A 21560-nucleotide genomic window follows, 5' to 3' on the forward strand; every position below is an offset into this window, starting at 1 on the left:
AGACGAAAACACCGGTATTTAAGCTCTACTAGGTGTGAGAGGTGTTGTCATGTGCCGGTCAAGAAATCGACGCCTGATTTTCTTTTAGTAATAGTCACATTATCGTTACTAGCCGTCGGATTAATTATGGTGTATAGTGCTAGTGCTGTATGGGCGAGTTATAAATTTGACGATTCGTTTTTCTTTGTGAAGCGCCAGCTACTGTTTGCAGGAGTTGGAGTATTTGCCATGTTTTTTTTAATGAACATCGATTATTGGACATGGCGGACATGGGCCAAAGTTTTGTTAATTGTATGTTTTGTTTTACTCATCTTAGTGCTAATTCCAGGAATCGGAGTTGTTCGAAATGGCTCTCGCAGCTGGATTGGTGTCGGGGCATTTTCTATTCAACCTTCTGAATTTATGAAACTAGCCATGATTGCCTTTTTAGCGAAATTTTTATCGGAACGACAAAAAATGATTACCTCTTTTAAGCGAGGATTGCTTCCTTCGCTATCCATTGTGTTTCTTGCGTTTGCCATGATTATGTTACAGCCCGATTTAGGGACAGGGACGGTCATGGTGGGGACGTGTGTGGTGATGATTTTTATCTCAGGTGCCCGTATTAGCCATTTTATTATGTTAGGGATGGTGGGATTAGTAGGTTTTGCAGGATTAGTGTTATCTGCCCCTTATCGAATCAAACGTATTACCTCCTTTTTAGATCCGTGGTCTGATCCGTTAGGGAGCGGTTTTCAAATTATCCAGTCGCTTTATGCTATCGGTCCAGGGGGCTTGTTCGGATTAGGACTTGGGCAAAGTCGTCAAAAGTTTTTTTATTTACCAGAGCCACAAACGGATTTTATTTTTGCTATTATTTCTGAAGAGCTTGGGTTTATCGGGGCGACGTTTGTTCTATTGTTGTTCGCTTTACTATTGTGGCGAGGGATTCGTATATCGTTAGGTGCACCGGATTTATACGGTAGTTTGTTGGCAGTAGGCATTATTTCGATGATTGCCATACAAGTGATGATTAATGTTGGTGTTGTAACAGGCTTGATGCCAGTTACCGGAATCACGTTGCCTTTTTTAAGCTACGGAGGCTCTTCCTTAACATTAATGTTAATGGCTGTAGGTGTATTGTTAAATATCAGCCGTTATGCAAGGTATTAAATGAAAGAAACCTGTAGTTGATACAGGTTTCTTTTCGTTCGTATTGAATTACATTTAATTGGTAAAATTAGAAAATTGGAAAGTAAAAGATGACAAACGGAAAGTAAATACCGAAAAACAGAAAGAAAAAAGAATGAAACGGAAAGAAACAGCCAACGAAAGTCCTCCGCAGGTCCTCCAGCGCGCGTCGAGGCTAATCAGTCGCCTTCGCTTTTCTTACAATAATTCAGTTTTTTTAAATTTCAATGACATTGTTTTACTAACGCCCATGTGTTGTTTAGAATATAGTAGAATAGGGTATCGATGTTAAGGATACATACGTTAAATATATGAGGATACATACGAAAAAGTTTATGAAGATCTGAGGTGGAAACATGAAAATTGTCGTCAGTGGGGGAGGAACGGGCGGCCATATATATCCAGCATTAGCGTTTATCCGTTCCTTGCAACAAAATCACCGGGACACGCAATTTTTATATATAGGTACAGAAAAAGGGCTGGAGTCGAAGCTAGTTCCGCGAGAAAATATTCCTTTTAAAGCAATCGAAATTACTGGTTTTAAGCGCTCATTGTCGTTGGAAAATTTTAAAACCGTTTATCGATTTTTAAAAGGTGTGAAAGATAGTAAAGCGTATTTAAAAGAATTTCAACCCGATGTCGTTATTGGAACGGGTGGCTACGTCTCTGGACCAGTTGTGTATGCAGCGGCGAAATTGGGTATTCCAACAATTATTCATGAACAAAATAGTGTCCCCGGTTTAACAAACAAATTTTTAAGTCGGTACGTAGATTATGTGGCTACGTGTTTTGAATCATCCCATTCGTACTTTCCGGCAGATAAAGTCGTATTGACGGGAAATCCTCGTGCGACCGAAGTGGTAGGTGCCAATGGGAAAGGCGTTTTAGAAAGATTCGGATTATCTCATGAGCTGCCAACCGTTCTTATTTTTAGTGGATCACGTGGTGCTCGGCCGATTAATGAAGCGGTTGTGGAAATGTTAAAAAATTATCCAACCCCTCCCTTTCAAGTGTTATATGTTACTGGTGATGCTCATTATGAACAGGTACAAGAAAAGTTATTAAACACAAAGACCAACCATGTATCGGTTGTACCGTTCATTCATAACATGCCTGAAGTATTGGCAAGTGTCGATCTTGTTGTCTCAAGAGCTGGAGCGACAACATTAGCCGAACTTACAGCTTTAGGTGTACCGTCCATATTAATACCGAGTCCGTATGTGACGAATAATCATCAAGAAAAAAATGCCCGGGCGTTAACGGAAAAAGATGCAGCTATGTTAATCCTTGAAAACGAGTTAACTAGTGAACGTTTGTACAAGAAAATTGAATCTATTTTATCTAACGAAAAAAAGTTAGCGTTAATGAAAAAGAACGCGAAAGCTTTAGGCATACCAGATGCTTCGAATCGCTTGTATAACTTAATTCAATCGTTAACGAAGTAAAATGAACCTTCGGAGAGGAGCGAAAAAATTGAAGGAATTGATTCATAAATTGCAGGAAGCTAATGTAGGGAAGGTGAAAATACAAGAACCGCTTTCCTTGCATACAACCATCAAAATTGGTGGTCCAGCAGATGTTTTTGTGGAACCAAACTCGATAGAAGACTTAAAAAAAACGATGGATATTATAACAAAATATGATGTACCATGGCGAGCGATTGGTCGAGGTTCAAACCTTTTAGTGTCTGATGAAGGAATTGAAGGGGTTGTAATAAAGCTCGGTAAAGGCATTGACCAATTAGACATTGATGGGGAAGAAATTCGTGTGGGTGGCGGATATTCATTAGTGACGTTAGCAACACAAATAAGCCGTATGGGATTATCTGGTCTTGAATTTGCCGGAGGAATTCCTGGATCCGTTGGCGGCGCCGTTTATATGAATGCTGGTGCCCATGGATCAGACATTTCCAACATATTAAAGAAAGCACACATTTTATTCCCGGATGGAACGATGGAATGGCTGACAAATGAAGAAATGGAGTTTTCGTATCGAACGTCCGTATTACAGAAAAAGCGCCCGGGAATTGTCCTTGAAGCTATTTTCACGTTAAAAAAAGGCGATAAAGAACAAATTATGGCAGAAATTAAAAAGAATAAAGAATACCGGAAAGAAACTCAACCATGGTCATATCCATGTGCAGGAAGTATCTTTCGTAATCCTCTTCCTCACTATGCAGGAAAATTAGTCGAAGAGGCTGGTCTAAAAGGGTACCAAATTGGCGGTGCGCAAATTTCGGATATGCATGGAAACTTTATTGTCAATGCCGATAAAGCGACATGTCAAGACGTCTTACAGTTAATTGACCATATTAAAAAAACGATCCGTGAAAAATTTGGTATCAACATGGAAACGGAAGTAGAGATTATTGGCAGAAAATAAGCGGATTTTCCTCTTTTATCCTTATTTTGGTTCGTATACAATAGAATTAGCGAGTTGGATGTCGGACGTAAATAAGATAAAGAGGATTGTAGTGCTGAAACGGCATGAATCCATTCGTGCCGTTCTTCCGTTTTCAGAAATGGATTAGTTGTTCTCAAAGTTCGGAGGAAGGTTCATGGAAAAAGGGAAGGTTATTTCATTAGAAGAGAGGATTCCTAAATTAAAGGAGCAGCGACGAAAAAAAACAAATCGTCGACTGATATTGTTAATTAGTTTATTTTTTTCGCTTATTTTGTCAATCGTCTATTTTCAATCCCCTCTTAGTCATGTAAAATCCATATCTGTTAAAGGAAATAGTGCCATTAGTGAAAATGAAATTGTGCAGGCAAGTCAACTGGCAGTTGGTATGAATCTTTGGGATATTGATAAAGACGAAGTTCAACAACGAATTGAAGCACTTGCTGAAGTAAAAAAGGCTTCTGTCCAAGTTTCCTTTTTCCGTACGGTAACAATCACCATAGAGGAACACCGGAAAATTGCGTATATTGTAAAAGGAAAATCCTTTTATCCTGTATTAGAAAACGGGACGGTCATCCAAAACCAACCTTCTTCCTCTTTACCAGTATATGCCCCTTTGTTGCTCAACTTTAAGGAAGGGGCGGTATTAAATGAAATGATTGATCAATTAGAACAATTGCCATCAGAAATTATTCATTCTATTTCTGAAATTTATTATGAGCCAAAAGAATCGGACAAGCACCACATTACTCTTTATATGAATGACGGATTTGAGGTTAGTGCAACCATTCGCACATTTGCTCAAAAAATGATTTATTATCCATCGATTGTTAATCAAATTGATCCGAATGTGAAAGGAATCATCGATTTAGAAGTCGGTTCGTTTTTCAGGGCATATGAGACAGAAGGAGAAGTGGACGATGAGGAAGGTGAAAGTGAAGGGTAGAAATGTGATCCTTACTCTTGTCACCCTAGTGCTAGGTTTTATATTAGCCTTTTCATATAGTCATACAAGACAAGCAAAACATCAAGGTGTAATTAGCAATTCCCAATGGGAAAAGGAAGATTCATTACGTACCCAGCTAATCAGACACCAAGAAAAAACACGTCAATTACAGTCGGAATTGTTCCAAAAACAAGAACAAGTTCGCGAAATGGAACAAGAACTGTCAAAGGAAGAGCAAATCTTTTTTAACTTAGCGGAGGATGCGGAGAAATACCGGATGTTTCTTGGAAAGGTGAAAGTCAAGGGAAAAGGGGTCGAAGTCACTTTAGCAGATGGTGATTATCGCCCAGAAGAAGAAAATGTTAATAATTACTTAGTACACGAACATCATGTGTTTAAAGTTGTTAATGAGCTGTACATTGCTGGTGCTAGTGCAGTCGCCATTAATGGTCAACGATTAACACATAACTCCTACATTATTTGTGATGGCCCGGTCATTACAGTTGATGGTTATCAGCATCCAGCACCGTTTGTTATTTCCGCAATTGGCGACCCTGATGTTCTAGCTTCTGCTTTAAATATTACTGGGGGAGTTAAAGATCAGTTGGTCAATGATAACATTGTTTTTACCCTTGAAAAAAAGAATGAAATCATCCTCGAACCGATTTATGGTGATTCGTAACGTCATGAAGTAAGTTATTAAAAAGAGGGCAAGGTGAAAAGGAGTGAGTGTTGGAAAATGTATTCACTTCACAATCATAACCATCATCATTGGATTTATGCTGGCCATTCAATTTCAAACAGTTCAAAATCCAGATGTGCGGGATACACGAGACATTTGGGAACTACGGGAAGCTCTTTTAAAAGAAAAAGAGCTTCAATCGAATTTGATTAAAGAAATTCGTTCTCAAGAAGAAAAAATGGCTAAATATGAATCAGAGCGCAAGCAGAGTAAAGAACAAGCGTTACGCGAAACGTTAGAGGAATTAAAAGCAGAAGCAGGTTTAACGGATATCACGGGCCCAGGGGTTATATTAACGATTGAACCTTTACATGAAGAGTTATTATTTGGATATGAAGTCCCGCAAGTTTCACCTGTTCTACTTCAGCGGCTTGTTAATGAATTAAATAAATATGAGGCCGAGCATATCTCTATTGCAGATCAACGGGTGATTAATTCGACGGTTATTCGTGACATCAACGGGGAAACGAAAGTGAATGGTCAGTCCATTGATCAAATGCCATTAGAAATTAAGGTGGTTACAAAAGATTTTCCATCGGCAGAAAAACTATATAACTTGGTTAAAGTCTCACGTGTCGTGGAAGAGTTTTTCATTGACAATTTGCAAGTACATGTGTCGGAACCGCTAACATCGATAACAGTTCCTGCGTACAACCAAACGTTGCGTATTCGCTATTTGGAGCCTGTCAATGATAAAGGAGGAAATGGATAATGTGGCTCCCTATATTAGGACTTCTCATCGGAATTGTGCTCGGGTTATTAACCGACATTACGATTCCAGATGAGTATTCAAACTATTTGTCCATCGCTGTACTAGCGGCTCTTGATACGTTATTTGGGGGTATAAGAGCACACTTGCAAGATACCTACGATGAAAAAGTGTTTGTTTCCGGCTTTTTCTTTAATATCCTTCTTGCGGCAAGTTTAGCTTTTCTAGGTGTTCATCTTGGTGTAGACTTGTATTTAGCAGCGGTTTTTGCTTTTGGCGTTCGCCTGTTTCAAAATATCGCTGTTATTCGACGAATACTGTTACATAAATGGTCTACAACCAATGAAAAAACAGAAAAAAATTGATTTTTTTAGAGGGATAAAAACATTTTTGACGAATATTTTTAGAAGATATTTTTTCATTTCCTTGGTAATTTTCATCTTGTAAGTATTGGATTTGTGAAGGAGGTGCCACAGGATGAACAGCAATGAAATTTTTGTAAGTATCGATATTGGTACTTCAACCATTAAAGTTATCATTGGCGAGATGGTCAATGATTCCTTAAATATAATTGGAGTTGGTAATATACCTTCAGAGGGCATAAAAAAAGGCTCTGTAGTTGACATAGATGCAACTGTTCAATCTATTAAAAAAGCGGTAGACCAAGCCGAAAGAATGATTGGGATGAACATCAATCAAGTGATTGTCGGTGTTTCTGGTAATCACGTTATGTTACAACCGTGTCACGGGGTCGTTGCCGTTTCGAGTGAAAACCGTGAAATAACCGATGAAGATGTGGCTAGGGTGATGGATGCAGCCCAAGTGATTTCCATTCCTCCTGAGCGTGAAATTATTAATGTCATCCCAAAACAATTTATCGTGGATGGATTGGATGGAATCAACGACCCGCGAGGAATGATTGGTGTTCGCCTAGAAATGGAAGGTACCATCATTACTGGTTCCAAAACAATGTTACATAACACTTTAAGATGCGTGGAACGAGCTGGGTTAGAAATTGTTGATATCGTGCTCCAACCCCTTGCTGCTGGGGCTATTGCCTTATCAAAAGATGAATTAAATATGGGTACGGCACTAATCGATATTGGAGGAGGATCAACAACCGTTGCTTATTTTGAACATGGGCATCTTCAAGGTACATGCGTCCTCCCAGTTGGAGGAGACCATATTACAAAAGATTTATCGATCGGTTTAAAAACAACAACGGAAGATGCAGAACGAATCAAGAAAAAATATGGTTACGCTTTTTATGACCATGCTTCTGAAGAAGAAGTGTTTAGCGTTCCGATTATTGGAAGTGATCAACACCAACAGTTTAATCAATTAGAAGTTGCTGATATTATTGAAGCTAGATTAGAAGAAACATTTGATCTTGTACTACATGAATTAAAACGAATGGGTGTACATGATATACCAGGTGGATTTGTCCTAACTGGTGGTGTCGCTAACATACCTGGTATTTTAGAATTAGCTCAATTTGTCTTCCATAATCGTGTACGCATTGCCGTACCTGACTACATCGGTGTCAGAGAGCCTCAATATACAACATCTGTTGGGCTCATAAAGTATGCTTACAAGACTGCCAGAATACAAGGCAGAAAGGTAAGCGCAAGCCCAATTCCTGTTGAGATACCTGAGAAAAACACAGTGAAAACTGTCCAGTCGAAGGGGAAGGTAGAGAATAAACCAACTAAACAGGAAGATAAACTTTCAACAAAAATGAAAAAATTCTTTGGTTACTTTTTTGAGTAAATACATCTATTGGAATATCGACGAATTAGGAGGATTTTGCCATGTTGGAGTTTGATACGAATTTAGACCAATTTGCCACAATAAAAGTTATAGGTGTTGGTGGTGGCGGAAACAACGCTGTCAACCGAATGATTGAACATGGTGTTCAAGGGGTAGAATTTATTGCTGTTAATACGGACGCACAAGCTTTAAATCTATCAAAAGCTGAAATTAAAATGCAAATCGGTGCAAAATTAACACGTGGTCTTGGTGCTGGGGCAAATCCAGAAGTAGGTAAAAAAGCGGCCGAAGAAAGTAAAGAGCAAATTGAGGAAGCTTTAAAAGGAGCAGATATGGTATTCGTTACTGCTGGTATGGGCGGTGGTACGGGTACCGGAGCTGCACCAGTAATCGCTCAAATTGCTCGCGATTTAGGAGCCTTAACTGTAGGTGTAGTAACACGCCCATTTACGTTCGAAGGTCGCAAACGTGCCACTCAAGCACAAGGCGGAATTGCTGCGATGAAAGAAGCAGTTGATACGTTAATCGTTATTCCAAACGACCGTCTTCTAGAAATTGTTGATAAGAGTACGCCAATGCTAGAAGCGTTCCGTGAAGCTGACAATGTATTACGTCAAGGTGTACAAGGAATTTCAGACTTAATTGCCGTTCCTGGTTTAATCAACCTTGACTTTGCCGATGTAAAAACAATTATGTCTAATAAAGGATCGGCTTTAATGGGTATTGGTGTTGCATCTGGTGAAAACCGCGCGGCTGAGGCAGCTAAAAAAGCGATTTCCAGCCCGTTATTAGAAACATCCATTGACGGTGCTCAAGGCGTATTAATGAATATTACAGGTGGTACAAATTTAAGCCTATATGAAGTTCAAGAAGCAGCTGACATTGTCGCTTCTGCCTCTGACCAAGATGTGAACATGATATTCGGTTCCGTTATTAACGAAAATTTGAAAGACGAGATTGTTGTGACAGTAATTGCAACAGGGTTTAATGAAGAAGCCATTCAAACGAAACAATCCCGTCCAAACTTAAATCAAGTGCGAACAAATAATACCAATGTTCAACCAAAAAGAGAAGTAAAACGTGAGGAGCCACAAACGATGGAATCCAATCGTAGCTCCAATCAGTCGATAGAAGAAACACTTGATATTCCAACATTCTTACGTAATCGCAATCGTCGTCGTTAATGGGAAAAGACCTGACAAGTGTCGGTACGAGTGCTGGCACTTGGCGGGTCTTTTTTCATTAAGCTATGTTATATTTTCATTGTTGATTTTTAGCAAGTTGTTCACACGGCGGCGACTCCAGCGGGAACAAGAAGCCGCAAGACCCATACTTGAGCGTAGCGAGGGAAGCGGCTTGCCCGCGGAAAGCGTCCGCCACAAGCGTAATGTATAAATATCAACAGTAACATTTAATAGAGCTTTTCCTTAAATGAATTTAGTTAAACAATCCTCATTTTAGAAAAATTCCCCTAATCAAAAGAATACGAAACAAGACTTCCGAATATGTATGTACCCCAATGACAAATTTCGAGAAAATGAACAAAAATATGTTTGGAATTCCTTACATAAACTGACACCTTTTGACTAACCTCATGCGGTATACTTTCCGTAATAGGAAGGGAGCGCTCGGTGAAGGAGGAGAAAAGTGACCGTTTACCTCGATGTCATTTGGTTGTTAAACTGGTTAGTCGATTGTTTGTTGCTGATGATGACGGGCTGGATATTAAAACAATCGATTCCAAGGTGGAGGTATGTTGTAGGAGGATTTATCGGTTCTCTCGTTATTCTATTCAGCATTACTCCTGTTAGTTCTTACATCCAACATCCCATCAGTAAATTGTTTGTTTCCGTGTTGATGGTTTGGTTCGTCTTTCGGTTTCGACGTTTCACTTATTTTTTAAAATCGTTATTGACCTTTTATTTTACAACCTTTTTGTTTGGGGGATTTTTAATCGGGCTTCATTATTTTATTCAATTTGATTCATCCATAGAAGTATCGATTTATTCGTCTCTTTCCAAAGGATTTGGCGACCCGATTAGTTGGGTGTTTGTAATGTTTGGACTACCTCTTGCTTGGTATTTTACAAAAAGTCGAATTGACCATATGGAACATATTCAAATTCAATATGACAGATGGGTACAAGTGGAAGTTTTATTAAACGGGGAGACTTTTCACTGGATAGGTCTTATTGATAGTGGGAACCAACTCGTAGATCCGATTAGTCAATCTCCAGTAATGATTGCCTCCATTAAAGGTATGGAAGAGCGGTTTCCAGCTGATGTCGTTCATCTTGCAAAGTTCCCTGATGATTTATTGAATTCGTCGATAACGCTTCCGCATGAATGGGAAGATCGTATTCGTATTCTTCCAACGAAAGTTGTCGGTAATGATCAACAATTACTCATTGCCTATAAAGTTGACTATGTAAAAATTACGACGAACGATCATCAAACCTTTATACCAGAAAAAGCATTGGTCGTATTATCAACACAACAATTGTCCTCTGATCAAACATTCCACTGTATTGTCCATCCGAAAATGGTGACAGGAATCCCGGTTTCAACCGCCTCATAAACAGCTTGTTCCTATAAAAAATTTTATCTTAAAGGAGGAGTCTATGATGAAGAATTGGCGCATTCTTTTATCTTATCTTTGGTACAAACTATTAATTAAATTGGGAATTAAGACAGACGAAATATATTATATTGGTGGCAGCGAAGCGTTACCTCCTCCGTTAACAAAAGAAGAAGAGGAAATGTTATTAAAAAAATTACCCAAGGGGGATAAGGCGGCTCGCTCACTGCTCATAGAACGTAACTTGCGACTCGTTGTCTATATTGCTAGGAAATTTGAAAATACGGGGATAAACATCGAAGACTTAATTAGCATCGGGACCATCGGCTTAATTAAAGCTGTAAATACGTTTAATCCAGAGAAAAAAATTAAGCTCGCTACATATGCGTCTCGCTGTATTGAAAACGAAATATTAATGTATTTGCGGAGAAATAATAAAATCCGAGCAGAAGTGTCGTTCGATGAACCGTTAAATATTGATTGGGACGGAAATGAATTACTACTTTCTGATGTTCTAGGAACCGATGACGATATTATAACGAGAGATTTAGAAGCAAACGTCGACCGAAAATTACTACAAAAAGCGTTGCATCAACTTTCCGATCGAGAAAAACAAATTATGGAGCTTCGCTTTGGGCTATCAGGAGAAGAAGAAAAAACGCAAAAAGATGTCGCGGATATGCTAGGAATTTCTCAGTCATACATTTCTCGTTTAGAAAAACGCATCATTAAACGATTACGAAAAGAATTTAACAAGATGGTGTAAAATTTTTTCTCTAATTTACAACGTAAGTAGGACAAGGGCTCCGCGTTTCTAACGGTTTTGGTGATGCATATTTTTCCCTCGCAAGGAGATACTTAACTTTGTACAAGAGCTCCTGTGAGGAGGGGAAGTCTGTGTCACGTAACAAAGTTGAAATTTGCGGTGTAGATACCTCCAAATTACCTGTATTAAAGAACGAAGAAATGCGCGAGCTCTTTCGCCAAATGCAAGCGGGAGATCTTTCTGCGAGGGAAAAGCTCGTCAATGGAAACTTACGCCTTGTATTAAGCGTCATTCAACGATTTAACAATCGGGGAGAATATGTCGATGATTTGTTTCAAGTTGGATGCATTGGCTTAATGAAATCCATTGATAATTTTGATCTAAGTCAAAATGTTAAATTTTCAACGTATGCGGTCCCAATGATTATCGGAGAAATTCGACGCTATTTACGTGATAATAATCCGATTCGGGTATCACGTTCATTACGGGATATTGCGTATAAAGCTTTGCAAGTCCGTGAACGTCTGATGTCAGAAACGTCAAGGGAACCGACGGCTGAAGAAATTGCGAAAGAATTAGAAGTTTCTCATGAAGAAGTAGTATTTGCATTAGATGCAATTCAAGACCCTGTTTCCCTGTTCGAACCGATTTACAATGATGGGGGAGACCCGATTTATGTGATGGATCAATTAAGTGATGAACGAAATAAAGATAGTCAATGGATTGAAGAAATCGCGTTAAAAGAGGGCTTAAGAAGATTAAATGAGCGGGAAAAAATGATTATTCGCAAACGCTTTTTCCAAGGGAAGACACAGATGGAAGTGGCCGAAGAAATCGGTATCTCCCAAGCTCAAGTGTCACGGTTAGAAAAAGCAGCGATCAAACAAATGAATAAAAATATTCATTAGTGCTCCCAATTTGTGGAGCCTTTTTTTATTTATGGAATTTTTGAATACAACTTGTCTAAAACTCATGAAGTTCTTTTCATTCCGCATATATTGAAAGTAAATAGAGTGAAAAGTGAGGGACAAAAATGGTAAGAATTTCAGAATTTCAAATAAAAGATGTTGTGAACATTTCGGACGGCCGTCGATTAGGAAACATTGTCGATTTTGAAATTAATACAGACACTGGAAAAATAACCGCAGTGATTATTGGAGGAAGCGGGAAACTATTTGGTTTTCTAGGAAAAGATGACGACTTATATATACCATGGACACAAATTGTAAAAATTGGTGCCGATGTTATTCTTGTTCGCTTAAAAGAGTCAACAACGTTTCAATATCAATTAGAAAAGCCAAAAGAGTGACGAAAGAAACCACAAATATGTTAAACTAAAGAAAAAAGAAATGGAGAAATGTGGATGAGTGAACCAATGTTAAAGCTGGATTCTTCATACTACACGATTCCTGTATGGACGAATGTGGATTCCGAGCTTGTTGTCGGCTTTTCAACAAAACAGTTACCGACCAACGGGAATGGGAATTTGGCCTTTCACGTCACAAACGATTGGAAAACTGTTCAAGTGAACCGTCAACAGCTTGCCAATGCCCTTTCGTTCCCTGTTCAACATTGGGTAGGAGCTGAACAAACACATGAAAGCCGTATCGTAAAAGTGCAAAGAAAACATCGTGGAAGAGGGGCTCTCGATTATTCGACGAGCTTTCCTCATACGGATGGATTTTACACAACGGAGAAAGGGATTTTACTTACCCTTTGTTATGCTGATTGTGTCCCGCTTTATTTCCGTGCACGAAACTGTCCAATCATCGGTGTAGCGCATGCAGGGTGGAAAGGAACCGTACGAAATATTGCCGGGCAAATGATTGATACTTTTAAAAAGGAAGGCGTATCTCCAGCCGATATTGAAGTGGTTATTGGTCCATCCATATGTTCAGCGTGTTATATCGTGGATGATAAAGTGATCAATTTAGTGAAAAAGACGGTAGAACATGGTGTCGAAAATATCTATAATGAAGTAAAGCCAGGTCAATACGAACTTGATTTAAAAAAAGTCAATAAATTGCTTTTAATTCAAGCCGGTGTGAAAAGAGAACACATCCAGACAAGTTCCTTATGTACTTCATGCAAAGAAGAAGATTTTTTCTCCCATCGACGTGACAAAGGGAATGCGGGACGAATGTTAGCGTTTATTGGTTGGAAGGAGGATCGTTCTAAATGAGTGTCAAAGAAAATTTACAAATCATTGAACAAAACATCAAAGAAGCGTGTGAACGGTCCAACCGTAACAAAGAAGAGGTTCAAATTATTGCCGTTACGAAATATGTAAGCAATGAGCGGGCGCAAGAAGCGTTAGAGGCAGGAATTATCCATCTTGGAGAAAATCGCGATGATGGCTTTTTAAAAAAATGGGAACAATTTCAGGACAAGCCTATATGGCATTTCATCGGTACGTTACAATCACGTAAAGTAAAAAATATCATAGACAAAGTTGATTACATACATTCGTTGGACCGTTTATCATTGGCGAAAGAAATTCAAAAACGGGCGTCCAAACCGATCAAGTGTTTTGTACAAGTGAACGTATCCGGAGAAGAGTCTAAGCATGGGCTCAGACCGGATGAACTCATCCCGTTTATTGAGCAATTAGCTTCTTTTGACCGCATTGTCGTTGTGGGACTGATGACGATGGCACCATTTACAGATGACGAAACGTTGATTAGACGTTGTTTTCAACAATTGAAAACTTTACAATTAAAGGTACAAGCACTAAATAAAAAATACGCACCGTGTACCGAATTATCGATGGGCATGTCGAACGACTATATCATCGCCGTAGAAGAGGGAGCTACCTTTGTGCGAATCGGTTCGTCTTTAGTCGGTGAATAGTGATAGGAGGTGGAAAAGATGGGCATTAAATCAAAATTAAAAACGTTTTTCTTTTTAGACGATGAATTCGAAAATGAGGAAGAATACATAGAGGAACAACTCCCGGCCGTCCAAAAATCGCAAGCGAAACAAAATGTTGTTAGCTTACAAAGTGTACAAAAGTCTTCCAAAGTCGTATTAGTCGAACCACGTGTTTATGCAGAAGCGCAAGATATTGCTGATCATTTAAAAAATCGCCGGGCGGTTGTTGTCAATTTGCAACGCATTCAACACGATCAAGCAAAGCGAATTGTAGACTTTTTAAGTGGAACGGTTTATGCTATTGGAGGAGATATTCAACGAATCGGAATGAATATTTTCTTATGTACACCGGATAATGTAGAAGTAAGTGGGAACATTTCCGACTTTGTGATGGAGGACAATTACGAAGATTCGAGGTGGTAATAAAAAGAATGGATACGATATTTGTACTTTTATTAAAACTTATTGAAATTTATTCATGGGCACTAATTATTTATATTTTAATGTCCTGGTTTCCAAACGCTAGAGAATCCAGCATCGGCCAATTTTTAGCTCGTATATGTGAACCGTATTTAGAGCCGTTTCGCCGCTTTATCCCACCTATCGGGATGATTGATATTTCACCAATTGTGGCTTTTATTGTTTTAAATTTAGCTTCAAGAGGGTTAGTCCAATTGTATTATTGGTTTTAAAAGAATCGGGGATAGCCCCGATTTTTCTTTTCTCCTTCATAATATTTCAACAAAGGAGTTCTCGCCATATGGAAGGAATTTATCAACATTTCCGACCGGAAGAAAAAGATTTTATCGATAAAGTGATAGCGTGGAAATCCGAAGTAGAAATGATGTATGCTCCGAAATTGACGGACTTTTTAGATCCGAGACAACAGTTTTTAACGAAATCAATCGTCGGAAGCGGTGATATAAACGTCCAATTTTTTGGGGGAAATCCCACAGCTGAGCGAAAGCGAGCGCTGTTGTACCCGTCCTATTACTCCCCAGAAGAACAAGATTTTGACATCGTGCTCTTTGAATTAAAATATCCGACCAAATTTGTTCAATTGGACCATCGCCAAGTGCTTGGCACCTTACTTTCTTTAGGTATAAAACGTGAGAAGTTTGGCGACATTATAGTCAACAATGGTCGAATCCAATTTTTGGTTGTAGCGGAATTAGCGTCGTTTATCGAAATGCACCTGCAAAAGGTTGGAAAAGCATCTGTAAAAGTGGAACGACTCCCGCTTTCGGACATCATGAATCATGCTGAAGAATGGCAGGAAAAACAGACGACGGTATCCTCGCTACGGTTAGATGTTGTTCTTTCTGGAATCACCAATTTATCTCGTCAAAAAGTACAAAGTATGATTAAAAATGGTCTCGTCAAAGTGAATTGGCAGCTCATTGATGAACCTTCGTTTATTTGTCAAGAAGGTGATATCCTTTCCGTGAAAGGATTCGGACGAAGTAAGCTATTTTCTATAGACGGCCAAACGAAAAAAGAAAAATGGCGTATCACCATGGGAATCTTAAAATAAGGGTGTTTGAGTTGAAGGCGGTTTTATGTTTTAAAATTATTTGTTTCTAACAGCGGGCCAAGGCCGTCGAAAAAAATGCAATAATTGCAAAGAAAATCTCATCGAATTTGCAGGAATTTCCCCACAAACTGTCGAAACATCTGTATAATAAAAATACATGATTCAGTTGTGGAGGTGGCAGCATGCCTTTAACACCGTTAGACATACATAACAAAGAATTCAGCCGAGGTTTTCGAGGGTATGATGAAGATGAAGTTAATGAGTTTTTAGACCAAGTCATTAAAGATTACGAATTATTGATTCGTGAAAAGCGCGAATTAGAAGAAAAATTAGCTTCGTTAAACGAGCGTTTAAGTCATTTTACAAATATAGAAGAAACGCTCAATAAATCGATTGTCGTTGCTCAAGAAGCGGCGGAAGAAGTAAAGCGAAATGCCCAAAAAGAGGCGAAGTTAATCATTCGTGAAGCGGAGAAAAACGCTGACCGTATTGTAAACGAAGCGTTAGCAAAAGCGAGAAAAATTGCTCTTGAAATTGAAGAGTTGAAAAAACAGTCGAAAGTATTCCGTACGCGCTTCCGCATGCTTATTGAAGCCCAGTTAGATTTAGTAAACAGCGAAGACTGGGATCAATTAATGGAATTTGAAATTGACGCTACTGAATTAAAAGCATTAGAAGAGGAAGATAGCCTAGCGTAAGGACCTTGACGAAATCCATGGGAATTACATATAATTTAAAAACAAGTGGATGATAGAAAAAGCGATGATAGGGACAGTACAGTGCTCAAGCGCCTTTTTCAAGCGAGTCAGGGACGGTGGAAGCCTGATAGAAGGTGAGTGCTGGAAAATCACCCTAGAGCTCCTTTTCGAACGAGCCATTTAGTAGAAAAGGACGGATTATTCACGTTACGAATACTGAGTGGACAGATGGACTCGTCTGTCTATAAGGGTGGTACCGCGGGAATGTATACCTTCTCGTCCCTTTTGGGATGAGAAGGTTTTTTTATTGATACTTAGGATAAATAGGAGGATGAACATGGACTATAAAGAAACGTTATTAATGCCGAAAACGGATTTTCCAATGCGCGGAAATTTACCGAAGCGCGAACCGGAAATTCAGAAAAAATGGGATGAAATGGACATTTATAAAAAAGTGCAAGAGCGCACGAAAGGTCGTCCGCTATTCATTCTACATGATGGACCTCCGTACGCGAACGGAGATATTCACATGGGGCATGCGCTAAATAAAATTTTAAAAGACTTTATCGTCCGTTATAAATCAATGACAGGTTATTGTGCACCATATGTACCAGGTTGGGATACGCACGGTCTTCCGATTGAGCAAGCGTTAACGAACAAAGGCGTCAACCGTAAAGAAATGTCGGTTGCTGAATTCCGTAAACTATGTGAGGAATATGCATATGAGCAAATTAATAACCAACGCGAACAATTTAAACGTCTCGGTGTTCGTGGTGATTGGCAAAACCCTTATATTACGCTAAAACCTGAGTACGAAGCACAGCAAATTAAAGTATTCGGGGAAATGGCGAAAAAAGGTTATATTTATAAAGGGTTAAAGCCAGTTTACTGGTCTCCATCCAGTGAATCGGCTTTAGCTGAAGCAGAAATCGAATACAAAGATAAACGCTCTCCATCCATTTACGTTGCTTTCTCTGTGAAAGATGGAAAAGGCGTATTAGACGAAGGGACAAAAATCGTCATTTGGACGACAACTCCATGGACGATTCCAGCCAACCTTGGAATTGCTGTTCATCCTGAACTTGACTACGTTGTCGTAAAAGTAGACAACGAACATTTCGTGGTAGCGGAAGCGTTATTAGAAGAAGTTGCGAAAACAGTGGAATGGGAGTCTTATGAAGTTGTTAAAACGGTCAAAGGTGCCGAATTAGAATATGTTGTGGCGAAACATCCACTTTATGACCGTGATTCGTTAGTTATCCTTGGCGATCACGTTACAACAGACTCCGGTACGGGCTGCGTTCATACAGCTCCTGGTCACGGGGAAGACGACTTCCGTGTTGGACAGCAATACGGATTAGATGTATTATGTCCAGTTGACGAAAAAGGATATATGACGAACGAAGCGCCTGGATTTGAAGGGTTGTTCTACGATGATGCCAACAAACCAATTACGCAAAAATTAGAAGAAGTGGGTGCATTATTAAAACTACAATTTATTACTCACTCTTATCCGCACGACTGGCGTACGAAAAAACCGGTTATTTTCCGGGCGACAGCACAATGGTTCGCATCCATTGACAAATTCCGAGATGAATTATTAGAAGCTGTAAAAGAAACGAAATGGGTGCCTGCTTGGGGAGAAACTCGTCTTTACAACATGATTCGTGATCGTGGCGATTGGTGTATTTCTCGTCAACGGGCATGGGGCGTACCAATTCCGGTATTCTACGCAGAAAACGGGGAAGCAATCATTACCGATGAAACGATCGAACATGTAGCGAACTTGTTCCGTGAGCACGGCTCAAACGTATGGTTCGAACGGGAAGCAAAAGACTTATTACCAGAAGGATTTACGCACCCAGGTAGCCCGAACGGCAAGTTCACTAAAGAAACCGATATTATGGACGTTTGGTTTGACTCTGGTTCTTCCCATCAAGCGGTACTTGTCGAACGAGATGATTTAGATCGTCCAGCTGACCTTTATTTAGAAGGATCTGACCAATATCGCGGTTGGTTTAACTCTTCCTTAACAACAGCGGTCGCTGTAACAGGAAAAGCTCCATACAAAGGTGTCTTAAGCCACGGATTTGCGCTTGACGGTGAAGGGCGTAAAATGAGTAAATCGCTCGGTAACGTCGTCGTTCCAGCGAAAGTAATGAATCAATTAGGTGCGGATATTTTACGCCTTTGGGTTGCATCTGTCGATTATCAAGCGGACGTCCGCGTATCTGATGCGATTTTAAAACAAGTCGCCGAAGTGTATCGCAAAATCCGCAACACGTTCCGTTTCTTACTTGGTAACTTAGCGGACTTCGACCCAACAAAAGATAAAGTGGCTTATGAACAGTTACGTGAAGTAGACCAATTCATGCTTGTCAAACTAAACAAATTAATCAAGCATGTACGCGAAGCTTATGAGACGTATGAATATGCCAGCATCTATCATGCGGTCAACAACTTCTGTACGCTTGATTTAAGTGCCTTCTATCTTGATTATGCAAAAGACATTTTATACTGCGAGGCACCAAATAACCATGAACGCCGCTCCATGCAAACAGTGCTTTACGAGTGCTTAGTTGCTTTAGCCAAACTAATGTCACCAATTATTTCACACACAGCGGATGAAGTGTGGTCCTACATTCCTGGCGTAGAGGAAGAAAGCGTTCAATTAACAGATATGCCAGAATACGTTGACCTACCAAATGCTGATCAATTAGAAGAAAAATGGAACGCGTTTATGAAGATTCGTGACGATGTATTAAAAGCATTAGAAGAAGCGCGTAACGAAAAAGTCATTGGTAAATCATTACAAGCGAAATTAACACTTTACGTCAACGACAAAACCAAACAATTGCTTAACTCTATTGAAGAAAACTTAGAGCAATTGTTTATCGTATCCGCCTTTGAAGTGGCTGGTACAGTCGAAGAGGCACCAGAAAACGCTCTTAAACTGGAACATGCCACGATCGTTGTTGAAAAAGCGGAAGGAGAAACGTGTGAGCGTTGCTGGAACGTAACTAAAGATGTTGGAGCAGACAACGAACATCCAACATTATGCCAACGCTGTGCAACTGTGGTGAAAGAGCATTATACAAATGTATAAGATATTTAAACATAGAGGTGTCACATGGCACCTCTTTTTTCGTTAGGCTATGTTATATATCATTGTTGATTTTTAGCAAGTTGTTCACACGGCGGCGACTCAGCGGGAACATAAAGCCAGACATGACCCTGGACTGAGAGTATAGAGAGGGAAGCGGCTTGCGGCTTGCCCGCGGAATGCGTCTGCCATAAGCGAAATGTATAAATATCAACAGTATCATTTAACAGACAATCATGCTAAGAAAAATTGGCACAGCGATAAATGTAATAACAGCAAAAGTTATCCACAGGGTAGAGCCTTTCGTTAAAATCTGTGTCCAATAGAAGAAATTGAAAGGTACTGTCTCCTTGTTCGTAGGGAAAGTTAAAAGTAAACGGGGGGATGGTTCAATGGAGAACATTAATAGCGTACTTATGGCATTAAAGAAAGATTTGCAAAACTTTTCGAGTTCCGATGTCCACGTTCGTTCAACGATGGAAAAAGAATTAATTGATATTAATTACGCTCTAGAAAAATGGGAAAATGGACAATTCGGTATATGCGAATGTTGCGGAAAACCAATTCCTACTGAATGGCTGACAGTTATTCCTACGATACGTACGATGGATGACTGGTGGGAAATAAAACAGTATTATCGAAAACCAATTCCATTTATATAATTGTCCACAAAAAACAATTTATGCTAAAATGCAAAGGTAACGATGCCGTAGATATGGAGGTTGCCTTTGTGATTCACTACATAATTGCGTTATTTGTTATTTTATTGGATCAATTTACAAAATGGCTCATTGTAAAAAAGATGGAGCTTGGCGAAAGCATTGAAATTATTGAAAATGTGTTATACATTACATCGCACAGAAACCGTGGAGCTGCCTGGGGTATTTTACAAGGGCAAATGTGGTTTTTTTACATCATCACAATCGTTGTCATTATCGGAATTATTTATTACATGCACACGCATGCCAAAGGAAAACCGCTCCTCCGCCTAAGTTTAGCGTTTATGCTTGGCGGAGCGATTGGAAATTTTATTGATCGAGTTTTTCGAAAAGAAGTGGTCGATTTTATCAACACGTATATTTTTACGTATGATTTTCCGATTTTTAATATCGCCGATTCGTCTTTAACGATCGGTGTCGTGTTACTCTTTATCGACATGATTCGTGAAGAACGACTAGCAAAGAAGGAGAAGGCTTATGGAAATAATGGAACACATCATTGATGAGGAACAAGAAAACGTCCGTATTGATAAAGTGATTAGTTCCTTAAATGAGGAATGGTCACGGACGCAAGTGCAGCAATGGATTAAAGACGGAAATGTGATGGTAAACGGTAAACCAGTCAAACCGAATTACAAATGTGCCTTGAACGATCGAATTACGATTGAAATTCCTGAACCTGAACCATTGGAAGTTGAACCAGAAGAAATGGATTTAGACATATATTATGAAGACAAAGACGTGCTTGTAGTCAATAAACCAAAAGGGATGGTTGTTCATCCGGCACCAGGACATACGACTGGAACGTTAGTGAACGGATTAATGGCGCATTGTAAAGATTTATCCGGTATTAATGGCGTGATGCGCCCAGGAATTGTTCACCGAATCGATAAAGATACGTCCGGTTTACTCATGGTGGCCAAAAATGATCTCGCTCATGAACGATTGGTCGAACAATTAGTAGAGAAGACGGTTACTCGAAAATATTATGCCATTGTGCATGGGGTCATTCCGCATGAGGTAGGAACAATCGATGCCCCAATTGGCAGGGACCCAAAAGACCGACAAAGCATGGCTGTTGTCGATAATGGGAAGCCAGCCGTTACGCATTTTCGCGTCCTTGAACGGTTAAAAGATTTCACTTTCATTGAATGCGAGCTCGAAACAGGTCGTACGCATCAAATACGCGTGCATATGAAGTATATCGGGTATCCGTTAGCCGGGGACCCGAAATACGGACCGAAAAAAACGATTGATGCGAACGGACAATTGTTGCATGCAGCCGTCTTAGGATTTAACCATCCACGAACAGGCGAATACATGGAATTCGAGGCCCCATTACCAAAAGACTTTCAAGATATTTTAGAACTTTTACGAAAAAGAAGTTGACATCCTTTCTATCTGTCTGTATCATGATAGTAGCTTCATAAAGTCCTTTAATACAGTCCCGTGAGGCTGAGAAGGAAACGGTTATTGAAGATAGGAGTCGTCTATCTATCCTTAGGAGAACTGTACCCTCTTGCCGAACGGTGAGAGGGTTTTTATTTTTCCCGTT

24 protein-coding genes and 1 other annotated feature are annotated in these 21560 nt (G+C 39.6%); all 24 genes read left to right on the forward strand.

What is annotated here, in order from left to right:
* The first annotated feature begins 51 nt into the window (after positions 1 to 51).
* The 24 genes from spoVE (at position 52) to H0Z31_03265 (ending at position 21394) form a co-directional block, all read left to right on the forward strand.
* Positions 52 to 1152, forward strand: a complete 1101-nt coding sequence (gene spoVE, locus H0Z31_03150) for a stage V sporulation protein E (protein MBO8176434.1) — start codon at positions 52 to 54, stop codon at positions 1150 to 1152.
* Between the two features lie 374 nt (positions 1153 to 1526).
* Positions 1527 to 2615, forward strand: a complete 1089-nt coding sequence (gene murG / locus H0Z31_03155) for an undecaprenyldiphospho-muramoylpentapeptide beta-N-acetylglucosaminyltransferase (protein MBO8176435.1) — start codon at positions 1527 to 1529, stop codon at positions 2613 to 2615.
* Positions 2616 to 2643: 28 nt separating this feature from the next.
* Positions 2644 to 3552, forward strand: a complete 909-nt coding sequence (gene murB, locus H0Z31_03160; protein MBO8176436.1) for a UDP-N-acetylmuramate dehydrogenase — start codon at positions 2644 to 2646, stop codon at positions 3550 to 3552.
* A gap of 175 nt (positions 3553 to 3727) precedes the next feature.
* Entirely contained in the window at positions 3728 to 4516 is a 789-nt protein-coding gene (locus H0Z31_03165) for an FtsQ-type POTRA domain-containing protein (GenBank protein ID MBO8176437.1), read from the forward strand.
* The gene (locus H0Z31_03170; protein ID MBO8176438.1) at positions 4491 to 5198 is read left to right on the forward strand and encodes a DUF881 domain-containing protein; all 708 of its coding nucleotides are present in this window, start codon (positions 4491 to 4493) and stop codon (positions 5196 to 5198) included. Before H0Z31_03165 ends, H0Z31_03170 begins: the two co-directional genes overlap by 26 nt.
* A gap of 97 nt (positions 5199 to 5295) precedes the next feature.
* The gene (locus H0Z31_03175) at positions 5296 to 5970 is read left to right on the forward strand and encodes a DUF881 domain-containing protein (GenBank protein ID MBO8176439.1); all 675 of its coding nucleotides are present in this window, start codon (positions 5296 to 5298) and stop codon (positions 5968 to 5970) included.
* Positions 5970 to 6332: a small basic family protein gene (locus H0Z31_03180; protein ID MBO8176440.1), complete on the forward strand. Its 363-nt coding sequence runs from the start codon at positions 5970 to 5972 to the stop codon at positions 6330 to 6332. Before H0Z31_03175 ends, H0Z31_03180 begins: the two co-directional genes overlap by 1 nt.
* A gap of 112 nt (positions 6333 to 6444) precedes the next feature.
* Positions 6445 to 7737, forward strand: a complete 1293-nt coding sequence (gene ftsA, locus H0Z31_03185) for a cell division protein FtsA (GenBank protein MBO8176441.1) — start codon at positions 6445 to 6447, stop codon at positions 7735 to 7737.
* Between the two features lie 41 nt (positions 7738 to 7778).
* On the forward strand, positions 7779 to 8921 hold the full coding sequence (ftsZ, locus tag H0Z31_03190; GenBank protein MBO8176442.1) for a cell division protein FtsZ: 1143 nt from the start codon (positions 7779 to 7781) through the stop codon (positions 8919 to 8921).
* A gap of 40 nt (positions 8922 to 8961) precedes the next feature.
* Entirely contained in the window at positions 8962 to 9132 is a 171-nt protein-coding gene (locus H0Z31_03195) for a hypothetical protein (protein MBO8176443.1), read from the forward strand.
* A gap of 252 nt (positions 9133 to 9384) precedes the next feature.
* Positions 9385 to 10314 (forward strand): sigma-E processing peptidase SpoIIGA, encoded by a 930-nt coding sequence (spoIIGA, locus tag H0Z31_03200; GenBank protein ID MBO8176444.1) that lies wholly within the window; start codon positions 9385 to 9387, stop codon positions 10312 to 10314.
* Between the two features lie 46 nt (positions 10315 to 10360).
* Positions 10361 to 11080: an RNA polymerase sporulation sigma factor SigE gene (gene sigE, locus H0Z31_03205; GenBank protein ID MBO8176445.1), complete on the forward strand. Its 720-nt coding sequence runs from the start codon at positions 10361 to 10363 to the stop codon at positions 11078 to 11080.
* A 131-nt stretch (positions 11081 to 11211) separates the two neighbouring features.
* Complete coding sequence (sigG, locus tag H0Z31_03210) at positions 11212 to 11988, forward strand: RNA polymerase sporulation sigma factor SigG (protein ID MBO8176446.1); 777 nt, start codon at positions 11212 to 11214, stop codon at positions 11986 to 11988.
* A 125-nt stretch (positions 11989 to 12113) separates the two neighbouring features.
* A complete protein-coding gene (locus H0Z31_03215; protein ID MBO8176447.1) occupies positions 12114 to 12389 on the forward strand; it encodes a YlmC/YmxH family sporulation protein in 276 nt (91 codons plus the stop codon).
* Between the two features lie 54 nt (positions 12390 to 12443).
* Positions 12444 to 13262 (forward strand): peptidoglycan editing factor PgeF, encoded by an 819-nt coding sequence (pgeF, locus tag H0Z31_03220; protein ID MBO8176448.1) that lies wholly within the window; start codon positions 12444 to 12446, stop codon positions 13260 to 13262.
* Entirely contained in the window at positions 13259 to 13930 is a 672-nt protein-coding gene (locus H0Z31_03225) for a YggS family pyridoxal phosphate-dependent enzyme (GenBank protein MBO8176449.1), read from the forward strand. The genes pgeF and H0Z31_03225 overlap by 4 nt, the downstream gene beginning before the upstream one ends.
* A gap of 18 nt (positions 13931 to 13948) precedes the next feature.
* Entirely contained in the window at positions 13949 to 14374 is a 426-nt protein-coding gene (locus H0Z31_03230; GenBank protein ID MBO8176450.1) for a cell division protein SepF, read from the forward strand.
* Between the two features lie 8 nt (positions 14375 to 14382).
* Complete coding sequence (locus tag H0Z31_03235; GenBank protein MBO8176451.1) at positions 14383 to 14643, forward strand: YggT family protein; 261 nt, start codon at positions 14383 to 14385, stop codon at positions 14641 to 14643.
* Between the two features lie 68 nt (positions 14644 to 14711).
* Positions 14712 to 15485, forward strand: coding sequence for an RNA-binding protein (locus tag H0Z31_03240; protein MBO8176452.1), 774 nt, complete (start codon positions 14712 to 14714; stop codon positions 15483 to 15485).
* A 182-nt stretch (positions 15486 to 15667) separates the two neighbouring features.
* The gene (locus H0Z31_03245) at positions 15668 to 16183 is read left to right on the forward strand and encodes a DivIVA domain-containing protein (GenBank protein ID MBO8176453.1); all 516 of its coding nucleotides are present in this window, start codon (positions 15668 to 15670) and stop codon (positions 16181 to 16183) included.
* Positions 16184 to 16238: 55 nt separating this feature from the next.
* Positions 16239 to 16470: a binding site (T-box leader), on the forward strand.
* Positions 16471 to 16520: 50 nt separating this feature from the next.
* Positions 16521 to 19289: an isoleucine--tRNA ligase gene (ileS, locus tag H0Z31_03250; GenBank protein MBO8176454.1), complete on the forward strand. Its 2769-nt coding sequence runs from the start codon at positions 16521 to 16523 to the stop codon at positions 19287 to 19289.
* Between the two features lie 389 nt (positions 19290 to 19678).
* On the forward strand, positions 19679 to 19948 hold the full coding sequence (locus H0Z31_03255; protein MBO8176455.1) for a hypothetical protein: 270 nt from the start codon (positions 19679 to 19681) through the stop codon (positions 19946 to 19948).
* 68 nt (positions 19949 to 20016) lie between these two features.
* Positions 20017 to 20508 (forward strand): signal peptidase II, encoded by a 492-nt coding sequence (gene lspA / locus H0Z31_03260; protein MBO8176456.1) that lies wholly within the window; start codon positions 20017 to 20019, stop codon positions 20506 to 20508.
* Positions 20483 to 21394 carry an RluA family pseudouridine synthase gene (locus H0Z31_03265; GenBank protein ID MBO8176457.1) on the forward strand — a complete coding sequence of 304 codons (912 nt, stop codon included), beginning with the start codon at positions 20483 to 20485 and terminating at the stop codon, positions 21392 to 21394. Before lspA ends, H0Z31_03265 begins: the two co-directional genes overlap by 26 nt.
* Positions 21395 to 21560: the final 166 nt, after the last annotated feature.

It is taken from the genome of Bacillus sp. (in: firmicutes), assembly GCA_017656295.1.
Taxonomy (GTDB): domain Bacteria; phylum Bacillota; class Bacilli; order Bacillales; family JACDOC01; genus JACDOC01.

What these genes read in the sequence shown, in the direction of transcription:
- murG (MBO8176435.1), top strand. Translation starts at nt 1,527, where the DNA reads ATGAAAATTGTCGTCAGTGGGGGAGGAACGGGCGGCCATATATATCCA.
- H0Z31_03165 (MBO8176437.1), top strand. Translation starts at nt 3,728, where the DNA reads ATGGAAAAAGGGAAGGTTATTTCATTAGAAGAGAGGATTCCTAAATTA.
- H0Z31_03170 (MBO8176438.1), top strand. Translation starts at nt 4,491, where the DNA reads ATGAGGAAGGTGAAAGTGAAGGGTAGAAATGTGATCCTTACTCTTGTC.
- H0Z31_03175 (MBO8176439.1), top strand. Translation starts at nt 5,296, where the DNA reads ATGCTGGCCATTCAATTTCAAACAGTTCAAAATCCAGATGTGCGGGAT.
- H0Z31_03180 (MBO8176440.1), top strand. Translation starts at nt 5,970, where the DNA reads ATGTGGCTCCCTATATTAGGACTTCTCATCGGAATTGTGCTCGGGTTA.
- ftsA (MBO8176441.1), top strand. Translation starts at nt 6,445, where the DNA reads ATGAACAGCAATGAAATTTTTGTAAGTATCGATATTGGTACTTCAACC.
- ftsZ (MBO8176442.1), top strand. Translation starts at nt 7,779, where the DNA reads ATGTTGGAGTTTGATACGAATTTAGACCAATTTGCCACAATAAAAGTT.
- sigE (MBO8176445.1), top strand. Translation starts at nt 10,361, where the DNA reads ATGAAGAATTGGCGCATTCTTTTATCTTATCTTTGGTACAAACTATTA.
- H0Z31_03215 (MBO8176447.1), top strand. Translation starts at nt 12,114, where the DNA reads ATGGTAAGAATTTCAGAATTTCAAATAAAAGATGTTGTGAACATTTCG.
- pgeF (MBO8176448.1), top strand. Translation starts at nt 12,444, where the DNA reads ATGAGTGAACCAATGTTAAAGCTGGATTCTTCATACTACACGATTCCT.
- H0Z31_03225 (MBO8176449.1), top strand. Translation starts at nt 13,259, where the DNA reads ATGAGTGTCAAAGAAAATTTACAAATCATTGAACAAAACATCAAAGAA.
- H0Z31_03230 (MBO8176450.1), top strand. Translation starts at nt 13,949, where the DNA reads ATGGGCATTAAATCAAAATTAAAAACGTTTTTCTTTTTAGACGATGAA.
- H0Z31_03235 (MBO8176451.1), top strand. Translation starts at nt 14,383, where the DNA reads ATGGATACGATATTTGTACTTTTATTAAAACTTATTGAAATTTATTCA.
- H0Z31_03240 (MBO8176452.1), top strand. Translation starts at nt 14,712, where the DNA reads ATGGAAGGAATTTATCAACATTTCCGACCGGAAGAAAAAGATTTTATC.
- H0Z31_03245 (MBO8176453.1), top strand. Translation starts at nt 15,668, where the DNA reads ATGCCTTTAACACCGTTAGACATACATAACAAAGAATTCAGCCGAGGT.
- ileS (MBO8176454.1), top strand. Translation starts at nt 16,521, where the DNA reads ATGGACTATAAAGAAACGTTATTAATGCCGAAAACGGATTTTCCAATG.
- H0Z31_03255 (MBO8176455.1), top strand. Translation starts at nt 19,679, where the DNA reads ATGGAGAACATTAATAGCGTACTTATGGCATTAAAGAAAGATTTGCAA.
- H0Z31_03265 (MBO8176457.1), top strand. Translation starts at nt 20,483, where the DNA reads ATGGAAATAATGGAACACATCATTGATGAGGAACAAGAAAACGTCCGT.